This is a genomic window from Acinetobacter sp. NIPH 2699 (assembly GCF_022549355.1).
Taxonomy (GTDB): domain Bacteria; phylum Pseudomonadota; class Gammaproteobacteria; order Pseudomonadales; family Moraxellaceae; genus Acinetobacter.
Window position 1 is genome coordinate 321,022 of the sequence record NZ_JAKZGL010000001.1, and the last position, 26,102, is coordinate 347,123.

The window sequence follows — 26,102 nt, forward strand, 5'->3', positions numbered from 1 at the left end:
ATGCGTGATGTAAACCAAAATGCAATTCAAAAAACTAAAGTTGCAATTATTGGTGCAGGTTTTGGTGGTTTAGCAATGGCTATTCGACTATTACAAAGCCAAATTGAAGATTTTGTAATTTTAGAAAAAACCGATGATGTTGGTGGTACATGGCGTGAAAACCAATATCCTGGCGCAGCCTGTGATGTGCAATCACACATGTACTCCCTTTCCTTTGCACCAAAAACCGATTGGTCAAAGCGCTATGCTGAAGCAGATGAAATCTTTGATTATATTCAGGATATTACTCAGCAATATAAATTGAAAGATTTTTGCAGATTTAATCACGAAGTCACTCATGCCAAATTTGATGAGCATCGTAATCTCTGGACGGTAGAGTTTAAAGATCAGCCTACGCTTGAAGCTCAATTTGTTATTTTCGCTTCAGGTCCACTCCATGTTCCTCAAGTTCCACACCTAAAAGGGATTGAGAAATTTAAAGGTAAGGTTTTCCATTCTTCGCAATGGGATCATGATTATGATCTAAATGGTAAATCTGTTGCCTCTATTGGTACGGGTGGTAGTGCAATTCAATACATTCCTGAAATTGCACCAGAAGTGAAACAACTCTATGTATTCCAACGTACAGCCGCGTGGGTAATTCCTCGTGATGAACGCAAATACTCACAACTCAGCAAGACTTTATTCAAAGCATCCAATCTTTATCGCCAAATTCACCGGACGCGTTTGTATTGGACCAATGAATCTCGTGTTGTACCCATTGTACAACCTCAAATCATGAAATATGGTCAAAAACTTGCTGAAGCATTTATTCGCTTCCAAGTAAAAGATAAAGAACTTGCAAAAAAACTGACCCCAGACTTTGTTATGGGTTGTAAGCGTATTTTGATTTCAAATAAATACTTCCCGACTTTCAACCGTAAAAATGTTGAATTAATTACGGATGGTGTTCAAGAAATTACTGAAAATGGCATCATTACCAAAGATGGCAAAGAACGCCCAATCGATTGCTTGATCTATGGTACTGGCTTTATTACTGATCCACGTATCTACTTAAAGCATTTTGATTGTGTTGGACGCAATGGAATTGAACTTAAACAAGCGTGGAAAAATGGTGCAGAAAGCTACTATGGTATCAGCACCAAAAACTTCCCTAACCTATTCCAGTTATTGGGACCAAATACCATTCTTGGTCATAACTCTGTGATCTTTATGATCGAGTCACAAGTGAATTACATTTTACAGCTTATCCAAACCGTAGATAAAACGGGTACACAAGCAGTAGAAATTAAGCATGAAGTACAAGATCAGTTTAATGAACGTGTACAAGAACAGCTTAAAGGTACAGTATGGCAAGCAGGTGGTTGTAGCAGTTGGTATCAAGCTGCGGATGGTAAAAACTTCTCTTTATGGCCAACCTATACTTGGAAATTCTGGTTAGAAACACGTAAAGTGAATGTTGCAGACTATAATTTCAGTAGCGATGCGACAAATACAAAAAGCAATGCAGCCTAAACAATAATTCTTCATAATAAGCAGGTTATTCGTAACCTGCTTTTTTTATGCAATCCATTATTCTGATTTCCCAAATTTTTATTGCAATAAGCTTAGGCTATTTTGTAGCCCCACATCTTTCACAAACTATCAAACAATTTGTATTTAAAATATTGCCTTATTTCTCCTATGTTTTATTGATCAGTGTTGCATTCGAACTTACTCAGGCTTTAAACCATATTCAAAATCCAGTTGCTATTTTACCACCCGCGTTATTAATCGCATTTACAACCTCCATCGGCTCATTTTTCATCTGCTTAATTACATATAAACTGATTGATCGACAAAGCGTACAAGGAAAAATTTCATTACATCTGTTTATAAATGCTTTAAAAAATATCGCTAAAGCATTTTTAGCATTGGGTGTCGGCATTCTGCTTGGAATCCTTGTCAATGCATCAAGTTTTCATATCGCATTTAACAGTTGGTATTTATTACTGGTCTTTATTTTGTTGATTGGCATTGAGCTTGCTTTTACTCAATTTGATCGTAGCTGGTTAAGCTGGAGAATTTTACTCGTCCCTATTGCCGCTTTTATTGGCTCATGTGTGGCTTCAATTTTCAGCTACTTCATTTTATCGAATAATTATAGCTTGAATGAAGTGATGGCTTTAGCTCAAGGCTATGGTTGGTATTCGATGTCAGGAATTTTATTTACCGAATTACACTCAGCCCAATTAGGTAGTATTGCCTTATTGACTGACTTATTTAGAGAAATTTTTGCGATTCTATTGATGTATTGTCTCGGTTGGCGCTTTCCGCGTTCAGCTATTTCAAGTGCTGGCGCAACCTCAATGGATGTAACTCTTGCAATGGTCAAACAATCATGTGGCACGCATTACGTACCACATGCCATGATGAGCGGCTTAATTCTGTCCTTACTTGCGCCGTTATTGATTACTCTGTTTTTAAATCTGAAATTTTAATTGCTATTTTTAACAGACTCTCCGCATCATTTACTATCGTGTTGGCGGCATAAATGCCGCCCGTTTAGCTGCCTTGCGGAGTGCACTCCTCACCTGTGAAAAGTAAGGCATTGCCTATACAAAAAGTATCAGACTCTGTACCACTTTTGAGGCTATGTTAAAATTAATGACTTAAATCGAAGCCAAAATAGACTTTAACATCTCAGTTGGATTTTCTGCCTTGGTAATTGGACGACCAATCACCAAATGAGTTGAACCATCCAACATTGCTTGTTTTGGTGTCACAATACGTTTTTGATCATCAGCATTTGAACCTTCAGGGCGAATACCCGGGGTAACTAATGCAAAATCCTGTCCTAACATATCGCGTAAGATTTTAGCTTCTTGTGCTGAACACACCACACCATCCAAACCACTTTCTTGAGTGAGTTTCGCTAAACGCTTTACTTGCTCAACAGGTTCAATATCTAAACCAATATCGCGCAAATCTTCACGACCCATTGAAGTCAAAACCGTAACGGCAATCAACTGAGTTTGATAATGACCTGCTTTGAGACGCTCCACACAGGTTTCCATCATCTTGCGACCACCAGATGCATGCACATTGACCATCCAGACACCTAAGTCAGCAGCAGCACACACTGCTTGAGCAGTGGTATTTGGAATATCATGAAATTTTAAATCAAGAAAAACCTCAAAACCTTTGTCTTGTAAGTTTTTGACAATCGATGGACCTTCATGAGTAAAAAGCTCTTTGCCCACTTTTACACGACATAGTGACGGATCAAGCTGATCGACAATTGTTAGGGCGTCATATTGGCTTTTTGCATCTAAGGCAACAATAATACTCACGAATCTAGTTCCATCACGTAAAAATCGGTTCATTATAAGGTGATTAATAAAATGAACAAAGTAAGAAAACATGCACAATGAAAAAAAGCTTTCTCACTGACTGAATTAAGCTATTTTTGCTCAGAAATTAATATCGTCTTCTAGCACTTCAAAAAATATGCGCTTGATCAGCAGGATAACATTTGCTTGGAAAAAGTATTCTCTTATTATTATTCGAATGGCTATGATGACCACCGCTATCTCAAGATACCTTGACTTTCCTTGAGGTAAAAAAATAGCCCTTTAATCAAATAAAGGGCTACTTTTTGTAGCTATAAAATCCAGAAGATTTTATAGCATTTGAAATATCTTAATTATAGCGGATTACGAGGTTGGCTTTCTGAATGAATATCCATCACCGTTTTCTCATGTCTCACACTTGCTGCAACTTCTGCGGCAGCTTGCTGAGCAAGTTGAATCTGCTCTTTGCGAAGATGATCGATATCTTTACGTAATCGCTTAATTTCCCAACTGGTTTGGAAAACGCGAAAAACTTGAACCGCCAGCAACAACCCGACCACAACCCCTAATGCTAAAGTCAATAAAAGCAAAAGACCTAAACGCATCGCAGGTACTTGAGTAAATAATAAATCTACTGGCAGCTCTGTTGGGTTTTGAAGCACTAAAGCAAGCGAATAACCAAAAATCACAACGAGTAATGCAATTAGTATATAACGCATATACACCTCAACTCTTAATCAGCGGTTTCGTTTACTGCATCACGAAGTGCTTTACCTGGTTTAAAATGAGGAACAGCTTTTGCAGCAACGTCAACAGATTTACCCGTTTTAGGATTTCGACCTAAACGTGGCTCACGGTGATGCAAAGCAAAGCTACCAAAACCACGAATCTCGATCCGATCACCCGTTGAAAGTGCTTCAATCATTTGATCGATCATAATCTTAACAGCGTCTTCCACCAAAGGCTCAGCCAAGTGTGGATTTTTAAGTGCAATCCGTTCAATTAAATCAGATTTATTAAGTGCTTCAGTAGTCATTGATGACCTCTTTAATTATTGCTACTTCTCAGTATTTTAATAATAACCTGTTTAAATACAAAACGGTAGCGTAGTACATCAATACTACGCTACCGTTTACAGTATTTTTGTATAAAAAAGTACGTATCTGTTACAAGAAACGTACCTTTTAACAAATTACTTCATTTGTGCTTTAATTAAATCACCAATGGTTTTAGGACCATTGCTTTCTGCAGTTTGAGTTGCAGCAGCTTGACGAACAGTATTCACAGCTTCTTTCTCTTCAGCTTCGTCTTTCGCTTTGATAGACAAGTTGATAGAGCGAGATTTACGATCAACGTTAATGATCTTAGCTTCAACTTCTTGACCAACTTCTAAGAACTTAGTCGCATCTTCAACGCGGTCGCGATTGATTTCAGATGCTTTAAGTGTAGCTTCGATGTCATCAGCAAGTTTAACTGTTGCGCCTTTAGCATCAACTGCAGTCACAGTACCTTTAACTAAAGCACCACGTTCATTCGCAGCCAAGAAGTCATTGAATGGATCGCTGTTTAATTGCTTGATACCAAGGCTGATACGGTTGCCTTCAGCGTCTACAGATAAGATAACTGCTTCAACTGTGTCACCTTTCTTGTAACGACGAATAGCTTCTTCGCCTTGTTCGTTCCAAGAAATATCAGACAAATGTACTAAACCGTCGATTCCACCAGATAAACCAATGAAGATACCGAAATCAGTGATTGACTTGATCGTACCAGAAACTTTTTCGCCTTTTTCATTTGCTTTAGCAAACTCTTCCCATGGGTTAGCACGAGTTTGTTTGATACCCAATGAAATACGACGACGTTCTTCATCAACTTCAAGAACCATAACATCAACTTCATCACCAATCTGAACAACTTTAGATGGGTGGATGTTTTTGTTAGTGTGATCCATTTCTGAAACGTGTACTAAGCCTTCAACGCCTTCAGCGATTTCAGCAAAACAACCGTAGTCAGTTAAGTTAGTTACACGTGCTTTAACGATAGAACCTTTAGGATAACGGTTCATGATCGCTAACCATGGATCTTCGCCTAATTGCTTAAGACCTAAAGATACGCGGTTACGCTCACGGTCAAACTTAAGTACTTTAACTGTAACTTCTTGACCAACTTCAACAACTTCTGAAGGGTGTTTGATGCGTTTCCAAGCCATATCTGTGATATGAAGAAGACCATCAATACCGCCAAGATCAACGAATGCGCCGTAATCAGTAAGGTTCTTGATTGTACCTGTAACTGTTTGACCTTCTTCGAGTTGAGCAAGTAATGCTTCACGGTCAGCTGAAGATTCAGCTTCCATAACTGCACGACGAGATACAACAACGTTGTTACGTTTAGCATCAAGCTTGATTACTTTGAACTCTAACTCTTTACCTTCAAGGTGAGTTGTATCACGGATAGGACGCGTGTCAACTAAAGAACCCGGTAAGAATGCACGAACAGGACCGATGTCAACAGTGAAACCGCCTTTAACCTTACCAGAGATAACACCAGTAACGATTTCGCCGTCTTCAAAGATTTTCTCAAGTTTAGTCCAAGTTTCAGCACGTTTCGCTTTTTCACGCGATAAAACTGTTTGACCCATACCGTTGTCAAGTGCTTCAACCACTACGTCAACAGTATCACCAACTTGAACTTCAAGTTCACGTTGTTCATTTAAAAATTCAGCACGATCAACAACGCCTTCAGATTTAAGGCCAGTGTCAACAGTAACCCAGTCAGAATCGATACTAACAACAGTACCTTGGATGACTGCACCCTTTTCAACGTTGAGGTTTAATTCACTGGCTTCGAAGAGGGCTGCAAAAGATTCGGTCATGATATACCTGATAAAGTCCGCGGTCTTGGATCAGACAAGGCCGGTTTAGTTAAGTTGTTACATTGTCCAAAAAATCTGATCAAGCAATGCTTCAACTGATAAAAATTGTGTATCTATTTTACACGGCTATTGATATAGTCAACCATCAACTGAAACACTTCATTGATACCTATTGTAGAACTATCAATGATATACGCATCTTCAGCGGGCTTGAGCGGAGCAACTGTACGCTCCATATCTCTTTTATCTCTAGCCTGTATGTTAGATAAAATGTCGCTTATTTTAGCATCAAGCCCCATGCCCTGCAACTGTTTTACGCGACGCTCAGCACGAGACTCAGCCGATGCTGTTAAATAAATTTTAGCTTGAGCTTCTGGAAAGATCGATGTCGCCATATCACGACCATCGGCCACTAAGCCTGGTGCTTGGATAAATGCACGTTGACGTTCAAATAATGCTTTTCTTAACTCAGGTACTGTTGCTACTTTAGAAGCATACTCCCCAACCTGTTCAGTTCGGATCGTATTTGTAACATCTACGCCATCTAGATAAATGAGTATCCCTGTTTCTGTCGATTTAAATTCAATATCTAAATTGACCGCACAGTCAATACACTGCTCTAGTTTTGAATCAATTTGATCAAGCAAATCTTGTTGAAATAATGACAATCCAAGTAAACGATATAACGCGCCTGAATCTAATAAATTGAAATCATAATGCGCTGCAATTTTTGCTGCCAGCGTGCCTTTACCAGAACCACTTGGACCATCAATCGTAATAATATGAACTGTCATTCTCATCTCTTATGAAGCAACAGACTTCGCTAATTTTGAAAATCCTAGTGTAATCGCTGCTTTGAGTTGTGCAAGAACTAATTTACTGACAAAAGGTGCTTTTGCTGTAAATTCAATCTTATAAGTCACCAAAGTGATATAAGGTGTAATTTCTTTAAAATCAATTTGTCCTAAATGGTGCTTGACTAAAGGATTATTAATCAATTTATATTCAATACGCTTGTTTTCATCCAACAAGGTAATTTCTTCTTGCAATGGTTTAATTGGACCAAAACCCATACGACGAATTGAACCAATGCCATCAGGACGTTCAGGATCAGCAGAGTCTTTCGCGCGCACTACTTGTAAAGGTGCAAATGCCTTATTATAAGTCGCGTGTTTTGACAACAAGTCAAAAACCTCAGAGATCGGTGCATTGAATTCTTTTTTTATGGTGATTGCATTACGCATAGTTTCGCCTTTTTGATTAAGCCAAAATCATCGGAGGCTTAGTTTGCCACAACAGCGAAGACATTTTGAATCATTTAAGGACGTTTTTTGATAAACGGTTTTTCTTCTTTTCACTTCTTCTTTGCTTAAAAAAATCACTCAATTGGGTTGAACATTGTGCTTGCAAACAACCTTGTGCAAAGATAAATTTATGATTGTAATAGCCATTTTCAAGTAATTGACGAGCACTTACTAACGAACCAGCCTTAGGCTCAGTCGTAGCAAATACAACACGTTGAACACGCGCATGAATTAAAGCACCGACGCACATCGTACAAGGTTCAAGCGTGACATAAAGCGTGGCGTCATCAGGAAGTCGGTAATTATTAATAGATTGGCAAGCCATACGCAATGCTTGGATTTCAGCATGTGCCGTCGGATCCGAAAGCTTGATTGGCGCATTATAACCTACCCCAATAATTTCACCTTGACTGACTATAACAGCCCCCACAGGGATCTCACCCTGTGCAGCAGCTAATGCAGCCTGCTCATAAGCAAACTGCATCCAAAACTCATCAGTACTACTATTTTCAGTCATATGCCTTAAACAATAATACCGTATTGTTTTAATAAGGCATTCCAACTATCAATATTGGTTACTGGTGGACAATCAGACAAAATATCTTTTAAGGTGATGTTCTCTGTTGCTTTCCATTCTGGAGAAAGATCCTTATCCACTAAGCGAGCACGAACCCCTTCCACAAAGTCAGGATGACGAATCTTCCAATCAGAAATCTGAGCCTCAAGTGCAAAAACCTCATCCCAAGCATGTCCCTGTTTGCCCCACTGCCAAAGCAACCAAGTGATCGCTGCTGTGCTTGGTGAACCTTTTTGCAAATTCTCACTTGCTTGGCGTAACCAATCACTACTTGCTTCGCTCAGCCCAATGATCGCCTGATAATCAAACTCAAAGTTTTGACCACGACAAACACTGTGAATAACGTCAATAGAGTTTTGTAAAGGACCAGCTGCAACTGGACGATGAAGACTATTTAAAGTGTCGTCAATAGCACGGAAGGCACCTGCTGGGTAATGATTCCAGTCTACATTTAAGACTTTTTGCAATACATTATCACGTTGCGCTTCACAAATATGAGTTGCCCAACCGATGCTAAATGCACCTGCTGCAGTCATAATTGAACCAGTTAAACCCGTAAATAATCCAATTTGCCCTCGATCTGCAAGGAATCGACTGCCGCCAACATCTGGATATAAACCAATATTGATTTCTGGCATTGCTAAACGCGAGTAAGGCGTGACTAAGCGAAATGGTGCAGCCATAAATAAGCCAAGCCCACCACCCATCACATAACCCTCTCCCCAAACCACAATTGGTTTAGCATAGTTATGAAGTAATAGGTCTAATGCGTATTCTTGCTCAAAAAATTTATTTGCCGTGTCAACTTCATTATTTACAACCAATTGACGAAGTTTACGCACATCACCGCCAGCACAAAACGCTTTCGGTGTGGTGGAGTCTAACCAAATTGCTTTAACACTTTCATCATGATGAAAATGCTCAAACACTCGAAAAAGTGCACTTACAATAGATTCATCTAATGCATGTAAAGATTTCGGTCGGTTAAGACGAATGACTCGCCAACCATTTTTTTCTTGCTCAATAACCAAATCAGGATGATAGCTATTTAAATCAGGAGAAGTCATTATGCGTCCAATTGCCAGTCTATAGGCTCAATGCCATGTTGTTTCAAATAATGATTGCTTTTAGAAAATACTTTACAGCCAAAAAAACCACCACGGTTTGCCGCTAATGGCGATGGATGAGCTGCACTTAATACAAGATGTCTGTTGCGATCAATACGCTGTCCTTTACGTTGTGCATAAGCACCCCACAAAATAAAGACCACATGCTCGCGCTGCTCATTTAATACATCAATCACCGCATCAGTAAAATCTTCCCAGCCTTGTTTTTGATGCGACGTTGGTTGCCCTGCCTCTACGGTCAGTACACTATTTAACAACAACACACCTTGCGCTGCCCACTTGCTCAGATCACCATGTCGAGAAATAGGCACAGCCAAATCACTATGCAATTCATGGAAAATATTACGTAAAGAAGGCGGTAATGCAACCCCTCTTTGTACAGAAAAACTTAGACCATTTGCTTGATTTGGACCGTGATATGGGTCTTGACCTAAAATCACCACCTTTACAGCACTTAAAGGCGTTGTATTTAATGCATTAAAAATATGTTTGCTTGGTGGATAAATCGTTTTCTCTGCAAGTCTTTGCTGTTGCAAGAATTCACGTAAATGATCCATTTTCTGACCGAGCAAAAATTCGGATAATGAGGTTTTCCATGAGTCATCCAGCTGAACTTTTCTTAGCTTATCTTGTTGTTGTTCAGTAAATTGCATCAATGTTCCTTGAAATAAAGTCACTCCCTTGAGTGAGTCTGTACTTAAATATTAACTTGTAATTCTACATGCGGGTTTTGAAATCTCGTTCCTTTTTTCAAACGCTGATACATTTCAGGATCACTCCACTCAGCCTGAACCTGCTCTGAAAAAACGATTTGATCTAGGCTCAATACACCCATTTGCTCATTTTCAATATCTTCTTGAAAGCTCTGTGCATAGCCAGTATCTGTTTCATGAACAATCACAGAATACACTTCAACATCACCTTCACCATTTTGGGTAACCGTTGAATTCAATACTTGTTGCGCTAGAAAAAAGAAAATACGCGAAAACTGTTCTGCTGATGGTGAGACAGGCAAAGCCACCCATCGTGCACTAAATGTTTTGCATGCATCAATATATGCTGGATCATCTTTTTGCCAATAACAAATCGCATGATCAAAACTATCAAATAACTCTTTAATCACGCCTTTTAACAGCCCAAAATCATAAACCATTTGCCCATGATCCAACTTTGACGCTTTGAGTAATAATTCAACTTTATAGCTATGCCCATGAATCGAACGCTTACAGCGATCCGACGTACAATTCCGTACGATATGAGCGTTTTCAAACTTAAATAATTTACGAATTAACATGCACCAAGCTAATCTTTTTCAGCAAATGAACTTTATTATAAAGCAAAAAAACAAGCATTGGGATCGAATTTAAATCTTGTGACTATTCAATAATCCAATCCACCCACTAAAAAGGGGCAAGACTTCTTGAATAGACTATGACTTGTTTATCCTTTCGATGCATTGAGCTAACAAATTGACGCTTCCGCTCACTTAAAACCACTTCGATCTGTGCGGTAAAATAAGAGGATTTACTGTCTAACCAAGTCGCTGCGTCTGCTTTATTTTGCTGCTCTATTCCAGAGAAAGCATTGAGTTGCCATAAATCCTCAACATTGCTGAAATGAGATAAATCCACCTGTTTTGCTTTTAATTCTTGCTCTACAGCATTTACATCAACTCTAGGATCAATACTGGCCAACAATAATGCAGGTGCTGTGTTCATATTTATTTTTGTGGGTTCAGGCAATGCCGTAATATATGGCTTGATTAAATCAAAGTTTTTCCCTTCAAATCCGCGGACCAACTTTAACTCTTCAATACTATGAAATTTGGTATTCGGAGCTAAATAAGACGGATCTAATCCTTGATAATAATTACTCTCAGCGCCCATCGCACCTGTTGTTTCATCGTCAGTGTCTTGCCAATCAATCACAGCCTGACTGAGTTCTGCTGGTAAGCCTACACGCTGTAATAGTTTTTCAAACCAACGTCGAGCTAAATCATCAACCTCAGCACCATCGGCTTTTACCAAATTATTTAAGTTGAATTTTCCAGATTCATCTATTAAACGACCTTGAACCGAACCACCATCAACAGGAAACGATGGCATAGGCTTAGCCCAATTTTCCTGTAAATGATCAACACTGTTCCCATTATCACTATCTTGAACCAATAATTCCGAAAAAAATGCCTCGGCACTTTTTGCATAAAGTAAGGACTGGTTTTGACGCATTAAATAGCCCGTATTCTCAGCACTATTACTTTGTCGTTTTGCAATCGTTGCTGCAAGAATCGTCGCCAGTGCAACCATAACCAAGATGGTGAGTAATGCGATGCCACGTTGAGGCGCACAAGTATTCATAGGAATCACTGACCACTCTGATTGGTACTGACCAGACTATATACCCACTCATAATCTGTGCCTGCAACAGTAAGTTGTATTTTAAAACCTAATGGTAATTTTTTTAATTCATTCACATTATTTGGATCGCTGATATTTTCTGGCCACTCAGACAACTCCTGCGGATTTAACACCATTACTTTAAACTGATCTACATTTTCCAACAAAGTACTTGAGATTGGCTGCACACGATTTGGGATATTTAAATTTGCATACTTCAAACGATAAACTTTTTTTTGTGTTTCATCAAAACGATATTCAATACGCTCGTACGGCGATAAACCTTGTTTCAAAGGATCGGTCACACCAGCCTTACTAAACATAAAACTTTGATCATTCAACACCAAAGCAGCTTGGAGTTGCCGACCATCATTGGCAGTTAAAGGAATAATTTGCAAGCTATCTCTTAAGACCTGTTGATAAGCATCCTGTAATGCAAATAAATGCATTTCATGTTCCGCATTACGATCTTTGACTTTCAGCAAATAGTCAAAGACTTTCCATCCCAACATAGAAAGCACAGCAAAAATTGCAATCGCAACCAGCAATTCCACCAAAGTAAATCCTGAGTGAGGATTAGTGAAACAACGTTTCACCCGAGCGCAAGACGGAGAGCTTTGCTCGAAGTGAATACGGTTACGTCGAGCAAAGCTCGGTCCTGCTGCAAGACGAGAAGCTATGCTTCGAGTACGAGGGTTGGCGCTCGACCTGAGAAGCACTGCTTTGCAAGAAGACGGAGAAATTGCGAAATGGTCGTTGTTCTTGTTATTGTCCATACGATTTAACTTTCTGTTGGATGATTAAAAAACACAATGTTGCTAATACCTGCTTCAACTTTATCCTGTTCAACATTAAATAAACTGATCTGTAGCTCAATACGTTGTATTTTTGGACTAATTGTAGGTTCGGATTTTTTATCAATTTGCCACGTTTCACCCTGTGAAGAAACTTGTTTTGATTGAGTTCCATCTAACCACTCTTTACTCATTTCCATCATTGCCACTTCATTCATTGCAACGAATTGAGCTTTGGTCCGCAAAATCGCATTTGAGGTTGCTTGGGTGTATTGCATTGCAATTTTAGTCAATGCAATCGCTGCCACAGCAAAGATCGCAAGTGCGACCATAACTTCAAGTAAGGTAAATGCCTTATTCTTCTTCATTCACTTTACCCAAATGATCCAGCGACAGCTCATGTCCAATCGGCCGTTGCTCATAATAGAATTGAATCCGAACAGGTTTAACCTCGCCATTGCCAAACCAAATAAGTTGCGGAGCTCTTCCTCCCAACAAATCATCATTTTGTGCCTTTGTATAGTTTTGTGTATCTATACTTTGGACGCTAAAAGATACATTTGTCGGTAGTTGACGAGGTTTGAACTCTTGATAAACCTGCCAAATACGATCAGCTTGTTGGATACGCTCATGACTTTGATCATGATATTCAAACAGGTTATAACTAAAAGGTGAAACATCTGTTGCATTCTGAGTATTTAATGCAAAAACTTTTGCTTGATCAGTAGATTCCTTATTGATTTTCTTTAAATCAAGAATAAACATTTCTCTGGCTTGCATCGCTCTGCGTTGATCAACACCACCGATATTTAAGACCACTAACGATGTCATGATGGTCATAATGACAATCACCACCATGATCTCAATCAACGTAAATCCTGAGGCAGGGTTACGTCGAGTAACGCTCGACCCTGCTGCAAGACGAGAAGCTATGCTTCGAGTAGTAGGATTAACAAAGTGAAACTTTGTCCTGAGAGGCACCGCCTCGCAAGAAGATGTAGAGCTATGCTCGAAGTTAACACGATTAAATCGAGCAGCGCTCGATCTGAGAGGCACAGCCTCACTAGAAGACTGAGAGCGTTGTTCGGAGCGGCTCGTAGATAATTTCATTTTAATTATCAATTATGATGCGACTTGTTCAAGCTTCTTAGGCATGGCCAGAGCTTGCTCAATATAAGCGACTCGCAATGTATCTCTAGAACCTAAATAACGCTGATAAAAACTTGAATTCAGGATAACGGCTGCGCCATAGGTCAAAGACCAAATCGATGCTAAATAATCACGGGTTGTCATACTACTCTGAATATCAAGTAGATAACTCTCTGTCATTCGAATAATAATACGTAAGCGTTGACGACGGATCTTATACAACTCACTAAATAACTGCTGAATACCTTGTGCAGTCGTCGATAAACGCTCTTCAATTTGATGAAATAATGCCGTACGTTCAGGATGGTGTAAATGATGCAACATAAAAAAAGCTAAATGTTCAGGAAAGCTTTTTTCCACATCTTGAATCATTTCGAGCAACATTCGCTCATTGCGAATAATCAATAACATATATAATTCATCTTTACTCTGAAAGTGTTTATATAAGGTACCTTTCGCAAGATCCAATTCAGCCGCCAAAGCATCAAGGGTCATGCCAGCTTCACCATTTTCTAATAGGAGTTGCTCAGCGATTTGAAAAATTAATACTTCTCGTGCCCGAAACTGAGCTTGACGATCCATTTTCACGTGATAACTCTCTTTCCTAATACAACAAAAACCGTTTATTTAAAATTTAAAAGATTCTCAAAATTCTGTGTTGTAATCACACCAATTTCTTCAACTGATTTATGATATACATCAGCCAACGCTTTTGCTACATATGGCACATATTTAGGTTCGTTGGTTTTTCCTCGATAAGGCATCGGTGCCAAATAAGGACTATCCGTTTCAATCAGTACACGATCTAATGGAACTTGTTTCGCAACATCACGTAAATCTTGTGCATTTTTAAATGAGATAATGCCAGAAAACGAAATATAGTAACCACAATCTAAAACTGCTTTTGCCGTTTCCCAGTCTTCAGTAAAACAATGCAATATGCCGTGGGTAGATTGTTCAGCCCGAATAATATCAACTGTATCGTGCTTAGCAGAGCGTGTATGCACAACCACAGGTTTCTTTACAATTTTTGATGCTTGAATATGTCGAGCAAAACACTGTTTTTGCTCAGCTACAAAATTTGTACTGTGATAATAATCTAAGCCTGTTTCGCCCAAAGCCCAGACCTTTTCGGATTGAGCCAATTCCACCAAATAGTCCGTTGTCGCCCGTGCCATAATATGATCATCCTCACAGGGATGCACACCGACTGTATAGCCCACATCATCATGACGGGAAGCAATTTCTGCCAGTTTAATATGATCATCAAGATCAACCGAGATTCCCATAAATTTTGAAACACCTGCAAGTCGAGCTTGTGCAAGTGCTTGATCTAAATCCCCATCATAAGGACTTAGATCTAACAGGGTTAAATGGCAATGCGTATCAACAAACACTCTTTCTTCCTATTCATTACGCTTACATCGTATAACTTGGACGATCCATACTCTTAGAACCTGCCAATAATTTCTCAGCTTCGTTCTTATAATACACACCTTTTTCACCAGCCAACTGAATCGCAAAACCCTGAGGCTTGAAATGTGTTTGTTTGTGTGAAATCCAAATGACTTTACCAGTGAGCGGAATCTTTTGAGATTGCTCTGGTAGTGTAGCCAAAATAAATACTTCCTGCCCCATTTTTACAGCTTGTTTAGTGGGAACAAATAATCCGCCCCCTTGTACAAAAGGCATATAGCTCGATTGCAGGGTTGCCTTATCAGGAATATTGACCTGTATAATTCCACCCATCATTTGATGTTGCATAACCTTCCCCTGTTAAATACACAAAATTATCAACATCGTTTTAACATTGATAAACTTATAAAAATATCAATTCTCTTTGATATGTTTTCTAAAACTTCCTTTGAATGACCGTCAACTTAGTATCTATACATGATTTATCATTTGATTATAGAAAACAATCCTAGAAACAACAAATGCTGTTTCAGCAAAATGTCGTGAAAACACTCAAAATGGCTTTTATTTAGATAGATAAGTGATTTACAAAGATCCTGTCTCATAAAATATTAGACAAAGCTTTCAAATAAAGTTCATTACAAAAACGAAAAACCGCCCATCAGCAAACTACATGATGAGCGATTCAATTGATTTTAAAAAAGTTTATTTTTCAGTGCACTTATAATCGAAATTTAGTTTACTGATCGCTTGATCTGTATGTCGTGTCACAACAGCGACCTGTCGTGCCCCAGCCTCAATATAAAGCTTACCATTGAACTGATTCACGCTAGCATTTTGTTGAGTATGATTAAACGAATAGCTATACACACACTCATAAGATTGTGAACCATGATTAGACGCATTGATCAGAATAGATGAACCATCAATATTTGACTCAAACTTGGGTTCAGCTATCGCAATAGCGGGTATAATGACAAGTAATAATGCAACAGCTATAGATCTTATTTTCATCATCATATTCCTTATTTTTTAATATTATTGTGAAGTAACTCACATTTTATATATTTTTAATGAGGAAGATGAGATAAAAAAACAATTTAAATACAAAATTTACAAAACATCATAAAATGTAGCTAACCCTTAAATTTCTATGCGCTTAGCCACAAAAAAGAAGCGATTACCTTATTATTGCGAAAATCCAAGCTCAACATTCATTAACTGAATAAACAATTCATCGACAACCAATTGCGTTTGTACATTCTGTGCCACCATCAACTTCTTTTGCTGTACGTCAGCATAAATCGTGAATAAGCGCTCTAAATGATATCGTTCAGCTAAATCATGGAAATCCAAATCATCATTTCTTAATGATTGATTCAACTTAAAACTGATTAAATCACCCAATAAATACTCAAACATGGTCATAAACTCTGTAAAACTTAGCTCTTTCGACCATTTGTTGGCATAGTGCAGCGGCATATTTTTTTCAGCAACCAACTTTAGCCAATCACTTAAAAAAGAAGTACGCTTTTGCAGCCAACCGCTTTGCTCTATTTCAATCGCAGTCAAAGGCATGCCATTTGCCAGATTTAGCAATAATGAAATATGCTCAGTCGTAATGTCTGGAACTTGCTGTTGCACAAATGACTGTGCATCTTCCACACTCAACCGATCTAAAGCGAAACGTTGCAAACGACTGCGAATCGTTGCAGGCAATTTTAAGTAATGATCCGCAAGTAAAATCAAAATGACTTTCTCACCTGGTTCTTCTAGTGTTTTAAGTAATGCATTTGCAGAAGCCATGTTTAAAGCTTCCGCAGGCTCTATGACGATAACTCGCCAACCCTCTCCAGTTTGCTGAACAAAAGGAAGTAAATCACGTATTTTTTCTATTTTAATTTTTGCATTTTGTTTTTTATTGTCTTCGTCTGTCGTGATATGCACATAATTAGGATGCGTATCTGATTTTAACCATTGGCAGCTTGCACATTCACCACAAGCCGCTTGGGGCTGTTTATTTGCACATAATATCCAAGCAACAAAGCGCTCAGCAAACGCTTTTTTTGCACAACCTTGCTTCCCATAGAATAATAAACCATGTCCAATTTCTGGGAAGCGCGTTGTCAGCAGCTCCCAAGTTTGTTCATGCCAAGAATAAGTCATTTGAGGTTGGATATTGACGATCATATTATTCAAATGCACTCACAGGCATTGCATTAAGTCGATCTAAATCAGCTTGAGTATCGACACCTGGTGGGAGATTGGCTTCTGCAACTGCAATCGCAATACGATGGCCATTTTCCAGCACACGTAATTGCTCCAGACTCTCCAGTTTTTCCAGATTGCCCTGTTGCCAAGTCACATACTCTTGTAGCAATTTGACACGATAAGCATATAAACCTAGATGGCGGAATGCCTGATCATGCAACTTAACCTCAGCTTGCTTCACACCATCACGATCATATGGAATCGTTGCACGACTAAAATAGAGCGCTTCATTCCGATTAGACATGACGACTTTAACAATACTATCGCGTTGAAATTCGTCTAAATGATCAATCTGCTCGCATAACGTAGACATTGAACATTGCGGATTATCCACAAGAAGTTGTGCTACTTGTTTAACCAGTTGTGCAGGAAGTAAAGGTTCATCACCTTGAACATTGACAATAATATCGTCTTCTGCCCAACCTTTAAGGCGAGCAACTTCACTCAAACGATCTGTCCCAGATGGATGATCCGCACTGGTTAAAACCACATCCACACCTTCGGCACGGCAAACATCAGCAATTCGAGGATCATCCGTCGCTACGCATAAATCATCAAAACCATCGACCTTTCTCGCCTGATCCACGACACGTAATATCATCGGACGACCATGAATCAATAAAAGTGGTTTTGCTGGCAAACGCGAACTCGCAAAACGAGCAGGTATAACGATATGTTTCATGGTGATTCTCTAAGAAAATTGAATACCAACTTGTTGTAACTGCTGTCTCAACAAGTCATAACAATCAGATGACAAAACGGCCTCAACGGGTACGACCCAAATTGGGATATTAAATTCGGGATGCTGTTGCAACAAACGCTTAAATTTTACAGCATCTTTCTCAGTTGTAATAATTGCATCTTGCGAATCGAAGATTAAATCTGAAATCTCATAATCATGGTGATCAGGAAATTCATGCGCTTGATATTGACTCACACCCAGCTTGCTCAGGGTTTGATAAAAGCGCCGTGGAAAGCCAATACCAACGACCGCATTAAAATATTGGTTTGCGTCGAACCAACTTAACTCCAAATCCGTCTTGAGAAGATAAGGCTGTCCAATATCCAAATACATATTGTTTTGTGGCTTTGCAACTTTAGTATGTTCGATGACTGTGCTGCTTTTTAATCTTGATTTTGGTTCTCGCAAATACCCTTCAGGTAATAGCTTTTCATTGCCTAAACCACGGTTTTGATCCAATACAATCCACTCGATCTGACGAGCTAAGGCCCAGTGTTGAAGACCATCATCACTAATAATCAAATCAAGATCATCAGCAGTTTGCAATAACAACTCTATAGAAGCTTGTCGATTAGGCCCAACAGCCATTGGAACATTGGTTGATTGAACAATCAAACAAGGCTCATCACCTGCAACTGTAGGTTCTGAATGCGGATTCACTAAAAGCGGGAACGGGCCTTCACCACCATAACCACGACTAATCACTCCGACACGAACGCCTTGCTGCTGTAGATATTTAACCAGTTGAATCAATAGCGGTGTTTTACCACTTCCACCCACCGTAATATTGCCAATCACCATCACTGGTACAGGAGCGTGGTAAACCATCTTGACCCCAACCTTATACAAACTCTGATTCAGACAAAAGCCGAACCGATATAACCATGACAATGGGCGCAATACGATTAACCATGAAGCTTGCTCATTCCAAGCATCTTGTATACGTTGCGCCATCGACATAATTAATCTTCCTCAAAGTTACGCTGATGCAACTGATAGTACATACCGTGTTTAGCAAGTAATTCGGCGTGCGTACCCTGCTCTACAATTTTACCTTTATCCATCACCACAATAAGGTTAGCATTTTCTACTGTTGATAAACGGTGTGCGATAACGATCGTTGTACGACCTTGCATTGCCTCATCAAAAGCTCTTTGAATAAAGAACTCCGACTCATTATCAAGCGCACTGGTTGCTTCATCTAAAATTAGGATCGGAGAATCTTTCAAAATCGCTCTTGCAATAGCAATACGCTGGCGTTGACCACCGGATAGATTCAAGCCTTGTGCGCCCAGAACGGTGTCGTATCCATGCGGCAATTCCATAATAAAGTCATGCGCATAAGCGGCTTTTGCAGCAGCAATAATTTGCTCATCACTTGAATCTTGCAATTGACCATAAGCGATATTGTCACGTACGGTACGATTAAAGAGTACCACTTGTTGATTGACCATGGCAATTTGCGAACGCAAACTGAGTAATTCAATCTCTCGAACGGGAATGTCATCAAAATAAATCTGACCACGACTCAGCTCTTGGAAACGTGGCAACATATTGACTAAAGAGGTTTTACCCGCTCCTGAACGCCCAACCAATGCAATGGTTTGCCCAGCCTTGATATCTAACGAGAAATCTTTAATCGCATGGGTACCATCACTATATTGCAAATTGGCTTGGTCAAATCGGATATTGCCCTTTAACGCTGGTTTAAGTTGTCCATTATTCTCTTCTTCTGGCAAATCTAACAACTCAAAAACAGAATGTGCGGCGGCTAAACCACGTTGTAGTTTTTCATTAATATCCGTTAAGTTCTTCACGGGTCTTGAAATCAAACCTGCGGCGGTAATATAAGCGACAAATTCACCAGCAGATGTATCACCAAATACTTGTGGTCTCAATGCTAACCAGAGGATCAGCGCCATTGCACAAGACAAAATCAACTGAACAACAGGACTATTAATGTTTTGAACCACAACCATTTTTAAACCGCGGCGAAGGTTCTCTACTGATGACTTATAAAAACGCTGCTGTTCAAAAGCCTCACCTGTGAAACTTTTAACCACTGAATTACCATTGATGGTTTCTTGAACCACGTGATTCACATCACCCATGGTATTTTGTACTTGTAGCGAAAGTTTACGCATCCGTTTCGCGGCAACTCGAACCAATACACCAATCACAGGCATAAACACAATGATGCAGAGCGTTAAACGCCAGTTGGTATAAAATAAATAGCTGAGCAAGCCAATAACAATCAAACCATCTTTAACTAAAGTCTGCAGTGAATCAGAAGATGCTGCTGTCAACTGCTGTACGTTATACATCAGCTTAGAACTAATATGACCTGAAGTATTATCAAGATAGTATTGGGATGGCAATCGTAGCAGCTTTGCGTATACTTCTTGGCGAATACTAAACACTAATCTTCTTGAGATCACCGCTGTAAAATATCCCCCAAGGAATAAGCCAATACCACGAAAGAACATGAGCAAAATGATTAAGACTGGAAACCAGTTTAAGTCTTCTCGACTACCGTTCTGAATCGCATCAATAATATATTTAAGTAATTTAGCTACCGAAACTTCTGTTGCAGCATTGATACTGAAACCAATCAATACCAATAAGGCGACACCCCAATAAGATTTTAAATAAGCTAAAAGACGCAAATAGACTTTAAAATCTTGATTCACTCAGTAAAACCTCTAGTTGGAACTTTAGTGCTGATGTTGACATTTACAAAGCCAAGCTGTCCAGCCACATCCATCACACGAATCACATCTTGATGTGCAGCATTTGCATCAGCAGCAATGATAAACATAAAATCTCGACGATCCTGTGCAACTTGTTTAATTGCAGTGCTTAGGTCAGCAATCTCTTTACTTGATAATGCTTGGCCGTTCACAGAATAATACCCTTTTGAGTCTACCATGATTTCAATTTTGTGATCGAATTGTTTCGGCGGAACGCCTTGCGCGTCTGGCAGCGTAAGATTGATACGACTTTGCTGACTAAAAGTAGTTGAAAGTAATAAAAACACCAAAATAAATAACATACAGTCAATCATTGGCGTCAAATTGATATGAATATCTTCAACCTGAGAACGTTTAAATTTCATTATGACACCCTATGCTTAGCTTGCACGACGGTGTTCTTGTACATGTGGTGCTTTCTTATGGAAAAGCGCAGCATGAAACAATGTTGATTGTTGCTCTAACTCAGCGACATATTCATGAACCACGCGTTGAAAATAGCGATAGGCAATCATGGCGGGGATTGCAATTAACATCCCAACAGCAGTGGTAATTAATGCTTTTGAAATACCAGGCATCATCATACTGGCATTACCAGAAGAACCGATATCAATTACTAAAAATGCTTCAATGATCCCCAATACAGTTCCCAACAAACCCAGTAATGGCGCAATTGCACCCAAGGTACCTAAAAAGTTTATATTTTTTTCTAGATAATTGACTTCTTGTGAAGCAGTGGCTTCCATTTGAGCACAGGCAAATTGTTCACCTTGATCTTTATGCTCATAGCCAGCATTTAGGATACGCCCTAAAGGACTTTGTTTTGCCTCATCCTGCTCTAAATGCTCGATAACTGATTCAAAATTAGAACTATTTACCAACAAAGCTTGAGGTAATATTTGTGACCGTTTTAAACGAAGATATCGTTCAATTGTAATTGCAACCGTAAAAATTGATGAGAGAGTAAGCGGCAGCATTAACCAGCCACCCGCTTTCACAAGTTCCCACATATTATTCCCCAATAATATTTAAAATATAAAAGGACGTACCCTAAATATTAGTTTGGTAAACAAATATTTAAGATCCCATCCAACTCATCCAGTGAGTGATAATGAATAACCATTTTCCCTTTGCCTTTTTGATTATGGTCAATTTTCACATTTGCACCAAAACGTTCTGATAGTTTTTGGGTCAATTGCTCAATATCTGGAGAAACTTGGACCTTCTCCTTTTCGGATTTTGGTTCACTCCACTCACGCACTAATTGTTCAGTTTGGCGTACCGACAAACCTTTTTCAATGACGATTTTTGCTACTTCCATTTGGTCTTTGGCTTTCAAAGTCAAAATGGCACGAGCATGCCCCATATCAATTTGCCCTTGCTGCATAAAGTCTTTAATTGGGTCAGCCAAACTCAATAAACGCAATAAATTGCTCACCGTCGTACGGGCTTTACCCACTGTTTCAGCAATCTCTTGATGACTTAGACCAAACTCTTCATGGAAACGTTGTAAGGCTAGGGCTTGATCAATCGGGTTTAAGTCTTGACGTTGAATATTTTCAATCAATGCCAATGCAATCGCGACTTGATCATTTAACTCACGCACAATGGCAGGAATTTCAGTCAACCCAGCCATCTTTGCCGCACGCCAGCGACGCTCACCCGCAATAATTTCATAAGGATGCTGTTCGTCATCCACAGGACGAATCACGATCGGTTGCATCACACCATGTTTTTCAATCGAGGATGCAAGCTCTTGTAAGTCTTGCTCCTGAATAAAGCGACGTGGTTGATACTCGCCACGTTTCAATAAATTGACATCAATCTGCTTGAGTTGACCATGATCTAAGGCTTGTGCTTCTAGTTGCAATTTTTCTTTCTGAATTGAACCCAGTAGCGCATCTAAACCACGACCTTTAGCCAACCCGCGTTTTTTGATGCTCATACAGCAGTTCCTTTTTTCACTTTACTTTTCTTCAATATTTCTGCGGCTAAATTCAAATATGCAACCGCACCTTTTGAACTTTTTTCAAAATAGATCACAGGCAAACCATGTGCAGGTGCTTCAGCCAAGCGGATATTCCTCGGTACAACAGTATCATACAGTTTCTTACCGAAATATTGCTCCAACTCTGCTGAGACATCTCGTGTCAATGCATTACGAGCATCGTACATGGTACGTAATACCCCAACAATTTCCAAGTTTGGATTAAGGGCTTTTTGTATACGATCAATTGTTTGTGTTAAGTCAGCCAAACCTTCCAAAGCATAGTATTCACATTGCATAGGAATAATCACGCCATTGACAGCCGCCAAGGCATTGACCGTAATGAGACTTAAACTTGGTGCACAATCAACAATAATATAGTCATACGATGCAGCAACTTCCTGCAACGCATTTTTAAGAATAAACTCTCTACCTTCTTGCTCTGCAATTGCAAGTTCAACCCCTGCAAGCTCACGATTTGCACCAAGAACTTTATAACCGACTTCTGCCTTTTGAATTGCAGTCTCAATCGGAACTTCTCCCAAAAGGACGTCGGTTATTGAATAAAGTAAATCATTTTTTTGAACGCCAGACCCCATCGTGGCATTGCCCTGTGAGTCCATATCAACCAACAAGACACGTTTCTTTAAGATCGCCAAAGACGCAGCAAGATTTACTGCTGTCGTGGTTTTCCCTACACCACCTTTTTGGTTCGCAATCGCAATAATTTGAGCCATGATTACCCTTAATATTTTTTATTGAATACGTTGAAGTAAAAGTAAATGACGTTGTTCATCTAATCTTGGTACACGAAGTTCTATCACTTTACACGAATATTCATTTTCCAGCTGCTCAACCTCATCCGCTGGGATCAAGCCTTTCATCGCAGCAATAATACTTTGCTCATGCATATAGGGTTGTGCCGCATCTACAAAGTCCGACAATGATGCAAAAGCACGACTTGTAATGACATCGAAATGACCAAGCTCATCAATACTGTCTTCATTTTCAACACGTGTTTGCACTGCAATTACATTTTTTAGTTTCAAATCAGCAATAAATTGTTTTAGAAAACGAATCTTCTTCCCATTTGAATCTAATAGTACACAAGAACGTTCTGGTTGACATAATGCAATGATCATGCCTGGCATACCGCCACCTGTACCCACATCCAACAAACGCCCCTGTGGTAAATCATTTAAGATACTTAAACTATCTAATAAATGTTTAACCAACATTTCTTTAGGGTCACGAATGGCGGTTAGGTTATATGCCTTATTCCATAGCACCAAAGCATCTTGATATTTCAATAAGAGTGTTAGGGCTTCTTCACTTAGGTTGAGACCTAGAGCTTGACTACCTTGCTTTAATTCTTGAAAAAAAGGATGCATAACAGTGCGACATCTCGATAAACTTGCTGTGCAGTATACCGATTTCTGATACAAGGCACAGCAGGACTTGTTGAACGATTATGCAGTTAAACATTTACAAGCATGATAAACTGCACAATCCTTTAAGTTTTTGTCTTTTCTTATGCAAATCACAGATAGACAAAGCATTTTTTATTATGCAAAGACACCTTGCTTGATTTGTTGATCAAGCTGCTCCAAACGCTCTGGCGTACCAACATCCACCCAGATTGCTTGCATCTTTTCAGCAGAAACCTGTTGTTGTTGCATCGCCTGCTTGAGTAAGGGCGCCAATGGACGCTTGCCATTTTCCAAACCTGCAAACATTTGCGGAGACAATAGAGCAACACCACTATAAGTGAGTGCCTCACCCAATTGCTGTTGCTCAAAAGTATATGCCAAATCATTCGAAAGAATAAAATCGCCGTTTAAATGTTGCGGTGGGTTTTCTACCAATACTAAATGTGCTTGTTTATGATCAAGCTTAACATTCAATAATGAAGAAAAATCCATCGTTGTCCACACATCACCATTAACCAAGATAAATGGTTCATTACCCAACAATGGCAATGCATTGATGATTCCACCCGCTGTTTCCAAGCCTTCGCCCTCATGTGACCAAAGAATGGTTACGCCAAATTCAGAACCATCACCTAAAGCAGCAACAAGTTTTTCAGCTAACCAAGCCGTATTAATAACAATTTCAGTCACACCGATTTGTTGCAGCTTTTCAATATGCCAGACAATCAATGGCTTTCCACCAACATCTAATAAAGGCTTTGGTGTATGTAAGGTCAAGGGACGCATACGATTGCCAAGACCTGCCGCAAGAATCATCGCTTTCATTATGCTGCAACCTCGTAATCGCCATATTTAACAATAAACTTTGGCATGACCACATCACGAATAAATTGCATAAAATCATTTAACTCATCATAGCCTTGACTTTCTTCAAGCAAATACCACATGACTCGAGGTAAATCATTTAAATAGCCAGATTTGCCATCACGCTCAAATAAACGTACAAAAATCCCTAGAATTTTAAGATGACGTTGAATCGCCATCAGATCCGCATCGCGTTTGAATTGTTCAAAACTACGATTTTCTTTCGCAGAATCAGGTAACAAGCGATAAAACACGTCAAACCATTGATACACACGTTCAGCGTTCCATTGCACATAAGCATCACGTGTAATCGAGATCAGATCATAAGTATCCGCACCAATCACAGCATCTTGAAAGTCGATCACCCCTAAAGCCTGTTCATTTTCAATTTTCATTAAATTACGACTATGAAAATCACGATGAACAATCACTTGAGGCTGATTGGTCGCCTCAATCGCCAGAAAGTCGAATGCTTGCTCAATGGTTTCAAGCTGCTGCTCTGTAGGCTGGATCTTCAAAGAAGGTAACAGCCACTCCGTCAATAAACGCATTTCCGTCATTAACTTTTCATACGAATACGCAGGTAAATGATTTCGACCATCAATTTCCTGCAACTCAATCAACTGCTGAAAACTTTGTGCATAGTATTGATCAACCGTTTCATCATTGAGCAATGTTGACAATACAACATCACCAAAATCCTCTAACAGCAGCAAACCTTGCGCTAAGTCTTTTGCAATGATATGTGGCACTCGAACACCATGCTGATCAAAGAACTCATCAATACTCACAAATGGAATACAATCTTCTTTTTCAGGAGGCGCATCCATGAGCATATATGTTTTGTTTTGTAACTTGATTCGCGCATAGCGACGGAAGCTAGCATCACCTGCTAAAAAGCTGATCTCGAACTGATCAGATTGCAGTGTGGTATGCAGCCAAGTTTGTATCAATTGTTCACGTTGTGTATTCATTTGCAATAAAATCTAAAACTAGCTGAGATTTTGAAAGCTTAAGTGTAGCCACTTATCAACTTTTTCTCTATGATGCGACAATAATTAATTGTGAATTAGCGTATTGGTTAATGA

At 39.3% G+C, this 26,102-nt stretch carries 31 protein-coding genes; 2 read left to right on the forward strand and 29 right to left on the reverse strand.

The window, feature by feature from the left end; genetic code table 11:
* Together MMP72_RS01540 and MMP72_RS01545 are read left to right on the forward strand one after the other, a co-directional pair.
* Positions 1-1,515, forward strand: a complete 1,515-nt coding sequence (locus MMP72_RS01540) for an NAD(P)/FAD-dependent oxidoreductase (RefSeq protein ID WP_241313911.1) — start codon at positions 1-3, stop codon at positions 1,513-1,515.
* A 47-nt stretch (positions 1,516-1,562) separates the two neighbouring features.
* Positions 1,563-2,480, forward strand: coding sequence for a lysine exporter LysO family protein (locus MMP72_RS01545; protein WP_241313912.1), 918 nt, complete (start codon positions 1,563-1,565; stop codon positions 2,478-2,480).
* Between the two features lie 171 nt (positions 2,481-2,651).
* Here the strand turns inward: MMP72_RS01545 and pyrF are convergent, their stop codons facing one another.
* From pyrF to MMP72_RS01690, 29 genes are all read right to left on the reverse strand, one after another.
* Positions 2,652-3,365, reverse strand: a complete 714-nt coding sequence (gene pyrF, locus MMP72_RS01550; protein WP_241313913.1) for an orotidine-5'-phosphate decarboxylase — start codon at positions 3,363-3,365, stop codon at positions 2,652-2,654.
* Positions 3,366-3,685: 320 nt separating this feature from the next.
* A complete protein-coding gene (locus MMP72_RS01555) occupies positions 3,686-4,051 on the reverse strand; it encodes a lipopolysaccharide assembly protein LapA domain-containing protein (protein WP_241313914.1) in 366 nt (121 codons plus the stop codon).
* Between the two features lie 14 nt (positions 4,052-4,065).
* The gene (locus MMP72_RS01560; RefSeq protein ID WP_004671373.1) at positions 4,066-4,368 is read right to left on the reverse strand and encodes an integration host factor subunit beta; all 303 of its coding nucleotides are present in this window, start codon (positions 4,366-4,368) and stop codon (positions 4,066-4,068) included.
* A gap of 156 nt (positions 4,369-4,524) precedes the next feature.
* Complete coding sequence (gene rpsA, locus MMP72_RS01565) at positions 4,525-6,207, reverse strand: 30S ribosomal protein S1 (RefSeq protein WP_241313915.1); 1,683 nt, start codon at positions 6,205-6,207, stop codon at positions 4,525-4,527.
* A 113-nt stretch (positions 6,208-6,320) separates the two neighbouring features.
* Entirely contained in the window at positions 6,321-7,001 is a 681-nt protein-coding gene (cmk, locus tag MMP72_RS01570) for a (d)CMP kinase (protein ID WP_241313916.1), read from the reverse strand.
* Between the two features lie 9 nt (positions 7,002-7,010).
* Positions 7,011-7,451, reverse strand: a complete 441-nt coding sequence (locus tag MMP72_RS01575) for an SRPBCC family protein (RefSeq protein ID WP_241313917.1) — start codon at positions 7,449-7,451, stop codon at positions 7,011-7,013.
* 70 nt (positions 7,452-7,521) lie between these two features.
* A complete protein-coding gene (gene tadA, locus MMP72_RS01580) occupies positions 7,522-8,028 on the reverse strand; it encodes a tRNA adenosine(34) deaminase TadA (RefSeq protein ID WP_241313918.1) in 507 nt (168 codons plus the stop codon).
* 5 nt (positions 8,029-8,033) lie between these two features.
* Positions 8,034-9,158, reverse strand: a complete 1,125-nt coding sequence (locus tag MMP72_RS01585; RefSeq protein ID WP_241314014.1) for an enoyl-CoA hydratase/isomerase family protein — start codon at positions 9,156-9,158, stop codon at positions 8,034-8,036.
* Positions 9,155-9,868, reverse strand: coding sequence for a uracil-DNA glycosylase (ung, locus tag MMP72_RS01590; RefSeq protein ID WP_241313919.1), 714 nt, complete (start codon positions 9,866-9,868; stop codon positions 9,155-9,157). Before ung ends, MMP72_RS01585 begins: the two co-directional genes overlap by 4 nt.
* 44 nt (positions 9,869-9,912) lie before the next feature.
* Positions 9,913-10,509, reverse strand: a complete 597-nt coding sequence (locus MMP72_RS01595) for a 6-carboxytetrahydropterin synthase (RefSeq protein WP_241313920.1) — start codon at positions 10,507-10,509, stop codon at positions 9,913-9,915.
* Between the two features lie 106 nt (positions 10,510-10,615).
* Positions 10,616-11,572, reverse strand: coding sequence for a type II secretion system minor pseudopilin GspK (gene gspK, locus MMP72_RS01600; protein WP_241313921.1), 957 nt, complete (start codon positions 11,570-11,572; stop codon positions 10,616-10,618).
* A gap of 5 nt (positions 11,573-11,577) precedes the next feature.
* On the reverse strand, positions 11,578-12,207 hold the full coding sequence (gspJ, locus tag MMP72_RS01605; RefSeq protein ID WP_241314016.1) for a type II secretion system minor pseudopilin GspJ: 630 nt from the start codon (positions 12,205-12,207) through the stop codon (positions 11,578-11,580).
* Between the two features lie 185 nt (positions 12,208-12,392).
* On the reverse strand, positions 12,393-12,773 hold the full coding sequence (gene gspI, locus MMP72_RS01610; RefSeq protein WP_241313922.1) for a type II secretion system minor pseudopilin GspI: 381 nt from the start codon (positions 12,771-12,773) through the stop codon (positions 12,393-12,395).
* Positions 12,760-13,338 (reverse strand): type II secretion system protein, encoded by a 579-nt coding sequence (locus tag MMP72_RS01615; protein ID WP_347005569.1) that lies wholly within the window; start codon positions 13,336-13,338, stop codon positions 12,760-12,762. The genes gspI and MMP72_RS01615 overlap by 14 nt, the downstream gene beginning before the upstream one ends.
* Before the next feature lie 189 nt (positions 13,339-13,527).
* Positions 13,528-14,136 carry a TetR/AcrR family transcriptional regulator gene (locus MMP72_RS01620; protein ID WP_241314020.1) on the reverse strand — a complete coding sequence of 203 codons (609 nt, stop codon included), beginning with the start codon at positions 14,134-14,136 and terminating at the stop codon, positions 13,528-13,530.
* 41 nt (positions 14,137-14,177) lie between these two features.
* A complete protein-coding gene (locus tag MMP72_RS01625; protein WP_241313923.1) occupies positions 14,178-14,951 on the reverse strand; it encodes a TatD family hydrolase in 774 nt (257 codons plus the stop codon).
* A gap of 22 nt (positions 14,952-14,973) precedes the next feature.
* Complete coding sequence (locus tag MMP72_RS01630) at positions 14,974-15,318, reverse strand: PilZ domain-containing protein (protein WP_241313924.1); 345 nt, start codon at positions 15,316-15,318, stop codon at positions 14,974-14,976.
* A 357-nt stretch (positions 15,319-15,675) separates the two neighbouring features.
* Positions 15,676-15,984, reverse strand: coding sequence for a hypothetical protein (locus tag MMP72_RS01635; RefSeq protein WP_241313925.1), 309 nt, complete (start codon positions 15,982-15,984; stop codon positions 15,676-15,678).
* A gap of 174 nt (positions 15,985-16,158) precedes the next feature.
* Complete coding sequence (locus tag MMP72_RS01640) at positions 16,159-17,157, reverse strand: DNA polymerase III subunit delta' (RefSeq protein WP_241314022.1); 999 nt, start codon at positions 17,155-17,157, stop codon at positions 16,159-16,161.
* Positions 17,158-17,161: 4 nt separating this feature from the next.
* Entirely contained in the window at positions 17,162-17,923 is a 762-nt protein-coding gene (kdsB, locus tag MMP72_RS01645) for a 3-deoxy-manno-octulosonate cytidylyltransferase (RefSeq protein ID WP_241313926.1), read from the reverse strand.
* Between the two features lie 9 nt (positions 17,924-17,932).
* Positions 17,933-18,943 carry a tetraacyldisaccharide 4'-kinase gene (gene lpxK / locus MMP72_RS01650; RefSeq protein WP_241313927.1) on the reverse strand — a complete coding sequence of 337 codons (1,011 nt, stop codon included), beginning with the start codon at positions 18,941-18,943 and terminating at the stop codon, positions 17,933-17,935.
* 2 nt (positions 18,944-18,945) lie between these two features.
* The gene (gene msbA / locus MMP72_RS01655) at positions 18,946-20,673 is read right to left on the reverse strand and encodes a lipid A export permease/ATP-binding protein MsbA (RefSeq protein WP_241313928.1); all 1,728 of its coding nucleotides are present in this window, start codon (positions 20,671-20,673) and stop codon (positions 18,946-18,948) included.
* Positions 20,670-21,098 (reverse strand): biopolymer transporter ExbD, encoded by a 429-nt coding sequence (locus MMP72_RS01660; RefSeq protein WP_241313929.1) that lies wholly within the window; start codon positions 21,096-21,098, stop codon positions 20,670-20,672. Before MMP72_RS01660 ends, msbA begins: the two co-directional genes overlap by 4 nt.
* Positions 21,099-21,113: 15 nt before the next feature.
* Complete coding sequence (locus MMP72_RS01665) at positions 21,114-21,743, reverse strand: MotA/TolQ/ExbB proton channel family protein (RefSeq protein ID WP_241313930.1); 630 nt, start codon at positions 21,741-21,743, stop codon at positions 21,114-21,116.
* Positions 21,744-21,790: 47 nt separating this feature from the next.
* Positions 21,791-22,678, reverse strand: coding sequence for a ParB/RepB/Spo0J family partition protein (locus MMP72_RS01670; RefSeq protein ID WP_241313931.1), 888 nt, complete (start codon positions 22,676-22,678; stop codon positions 21,791-21,793).
* A complete protein-coding gene (locus tag MMP72_RS01675; protein WP_241313932.1) occupies positions 22,675-23,457 on the reverse strand; it encodes a ParA family protein in 783 nt (260 codons plus the stop codon). Before MMP72_RS01675 ends, MMP72_RS01670 begins: the two co-directional genes overlap by 4 nt.
* Positions 23,458-23,475: 18 nt before the next feature.
* On the reverse strand, positions 23,476-24,111 hold the full coding sequence (gene rsmG / locus MMP72_RS01680; RefSeq protein WP_241313933.1) for a 16S rRNA (guanine(527)-N(7))-methyltransferase RsmG: 636 nt from the start codon (positions 24,109-24,111) through the stop codon (positions 23,476-23,478).
* 174 nt (positions 24,112-24,285) lie between these two features.
* A complete protein-coding gene (gene murU, locus MMP72_RS01685; protein ID WP_241313934.1) occupies positions 24,286-24,975 on the reverse strand; it encodes an N-acetylmuramate alpha-1-phosphate uridylyltransferase MurU in 690 nt (229 codons plus the stop codon).
* Complete coding sequence (locus tag MMP72_RS01690; protein WP_241313935.1) at positions 24,975-25,988, reverse strand: phosphotransferase; 1,014 nt, start codon at positions 25,986-25,988, stop codon at positions 24,975-24,977. Before MMP72_RS01690 ends, murU begins: the two co-directional genes overlap by 1 nt.
* Positions 25,989-26,102: the final 114 nt, after the last annotated feature.

What these genes read in the sequence shown, in the direction of transcription:
- MMP72_RS01540 (WP_241313911.1), top strand. Translation starts at nt 1, where the DNA reads ATGCGTGATGTAAACCAAAATGCAATTCAAAAAACTAAAGTTGCAATT.
- MMP72_RS01545 (WP_241313912.1), top strand. Translation starts at nt 1,563, where the DNA reads ATGCAATCCATTATTCTGATTTCCCAAATTTTTATTGCAATAAGCTTA.
- pyrF (WP_241313913.1), bottom strand. Translation starts at nt 3,365, where the DNA reads ATGAACCGATTTTTACGTGATGGAACTAGATTCGTGAGTATTATTGTT.
- MMP72_RS01555 (WP_241313914.1), bottom strand. Translation starts at nt 4,051, where the DNA reads ATGCGTTATATACTAATTGCATTACTCGTTGTGATTTTTGGTTATTCG.
- MMP72_RS01560 (WP_004671373.1), bottom strand. Translation starts at nt 4,368, where the DNA reads ATGACTACTGAAGCACTTAATAAATCTGATTTAATTGAACGGATTGCA.
- rpsA (WP_241313915.1), bottom strand. Translation starts at nt 6,207, where the DNA reads ATGACCGAATCTTTTGCAGCCCTCTTCGAAGCCAGTGAATTAAACCTC.
- cmk (WP_241313916.1), bottom strand. Translation starts at nt 7,001, where the DNA reads ATGACAGTTCATATTATTACGATTGATGGTCCAAGTGGTTCTGGTAAA.
- MMP72_RS01575 (WP_241313917.1), bottom strand. Translation starts at nt 7,451, where the DNA reads ATGCGTAATGCAATCACCATAAAAAAAGAATTCAATGCACCGATCTCT.
- tadA (WP_241313918.1), bottom strand. Translation starts at nt 8,028, where the DNA reads ATGACTGAAAATAGTAGTACTGATGAGTTTTGGATGCAGTTTGCTTAT.
- ung (WP_241313919.1), bottom strand. Translation starts at nt 9,868, where the DNA reads ATGCAATTTACTGAACAACAACAAGATAAGCTAAGAAAAGTTCAGCTG.
- MMP72_RS01595 (WP_241313920.1), bottom strand. Translation starts at nt 10,509, where the DNA reads ATGTTAATTCGTAAATTATTTAAGTTTGAAAACGCTCATATCGTACGG.
- gspK (WP_241313921.1), bottom strand. Translation starts at nt 11,572, where the DNA reads ATGAATACTTGTGCGCCTCAACGTGGCATCGCATTACTCACCATCTTG.
- gspI (WP_241313922.1), bottom strand. Translation starts at nt 12,773, where the DNA reads ATGAAGAAGAATAAGGCATTTACCTTACTTGAAGTTATGGTCGCACTT.
- MMP72_RS01620 (WP_241314020.1), bottom strand. Translation starts at nt 14,136, where the DNA reads ATGGATCGTCAAGCTCAGTTTCGGGCACGAGAAGTATTAATTTTTCAA.
- MMP72_RS01630 (WP_241313924.1), bottom strand. Translation starts at nt 15,318, where the DNA reads ATGCAACATCAAATGATGGGTGGAATTATACAGGTCAATATTCCTGAT.
- MMP72_RS01635 (WP_241313925.1), bottom strand. Translation starts at nt 15,984, where the DNA reads ATGAAAATAAGATCTATAGCTGTTGCATTATTACTTGTCATTATACCC.
- kdsB (WP_241313926.1), bottom strand. Translation starts at nt 17,923, where the DNA reads ATGAAACATATCGTTATACCTGCTCGTTTTGCGAGTTCGCGTTTGCCA.
- lpxK (WP_241313927.1), bottom strand. Translation starts at nt 18,943, where the DNA reads ATGTCGATGGCGCAACGTATACAAGATGCTTGGAATGAGCAAGCTTCA.
- MMP72_RS01660 (WP_241313929.1), bottom strand. Translation starts at nt 21,098, where the DNA reads ATGAAATTTAAACGTTCTCAGGTTGAAGATATTCATATCAATTTGACG.
- MMP72_RS01665 (WP_241313930.1), bottom strand. Translation starts at nt 21,743, where the DNA reads ATGTGGGAACTTGTGAAAGCGGGTGGCTGGTTAATGCTGCCGCTTACT.
- MMP72_RS01670 (WP_241313931.1), bottom strand. Translation starts at nt 22,678, where the DNA reads ATGAGCATCAAAAAACGCGGGTTGGCTAAAGGTCGTGGTTTAGATGCG.
- MMP72_RS01675 (WP_241313932.1), bottom strand. Translation starts at nt 23,457, where the DNA reads ATGGCTCAAATTATTGCGATTGCGAACCAAAAAGGTGGTGTAGGGAAA.
- rsmG (WP_241313933.1), bottom strand. Translation starts at nt 24,111, where the DNA reads ATGCATCCTTTTTTTCAAGAATTAAAGCAAGGTAGTCAAGCTCTAGGT.
- murU (WP_241313934.1), bottom strand. Translation starts at nt 24,975, where the DNA reads ATGAAAGCGATGATTCTTGCGGCAGGTCTTGGCAATCGTATGCGTCCC.
- MMP72_RS01690 (WP_241313935.1), bottom strand. Translation starts at nt 25,988, where the DNA reads ATGAATACACAACGTGAACAATTGATACAAACTTGGCTGCATACCACA.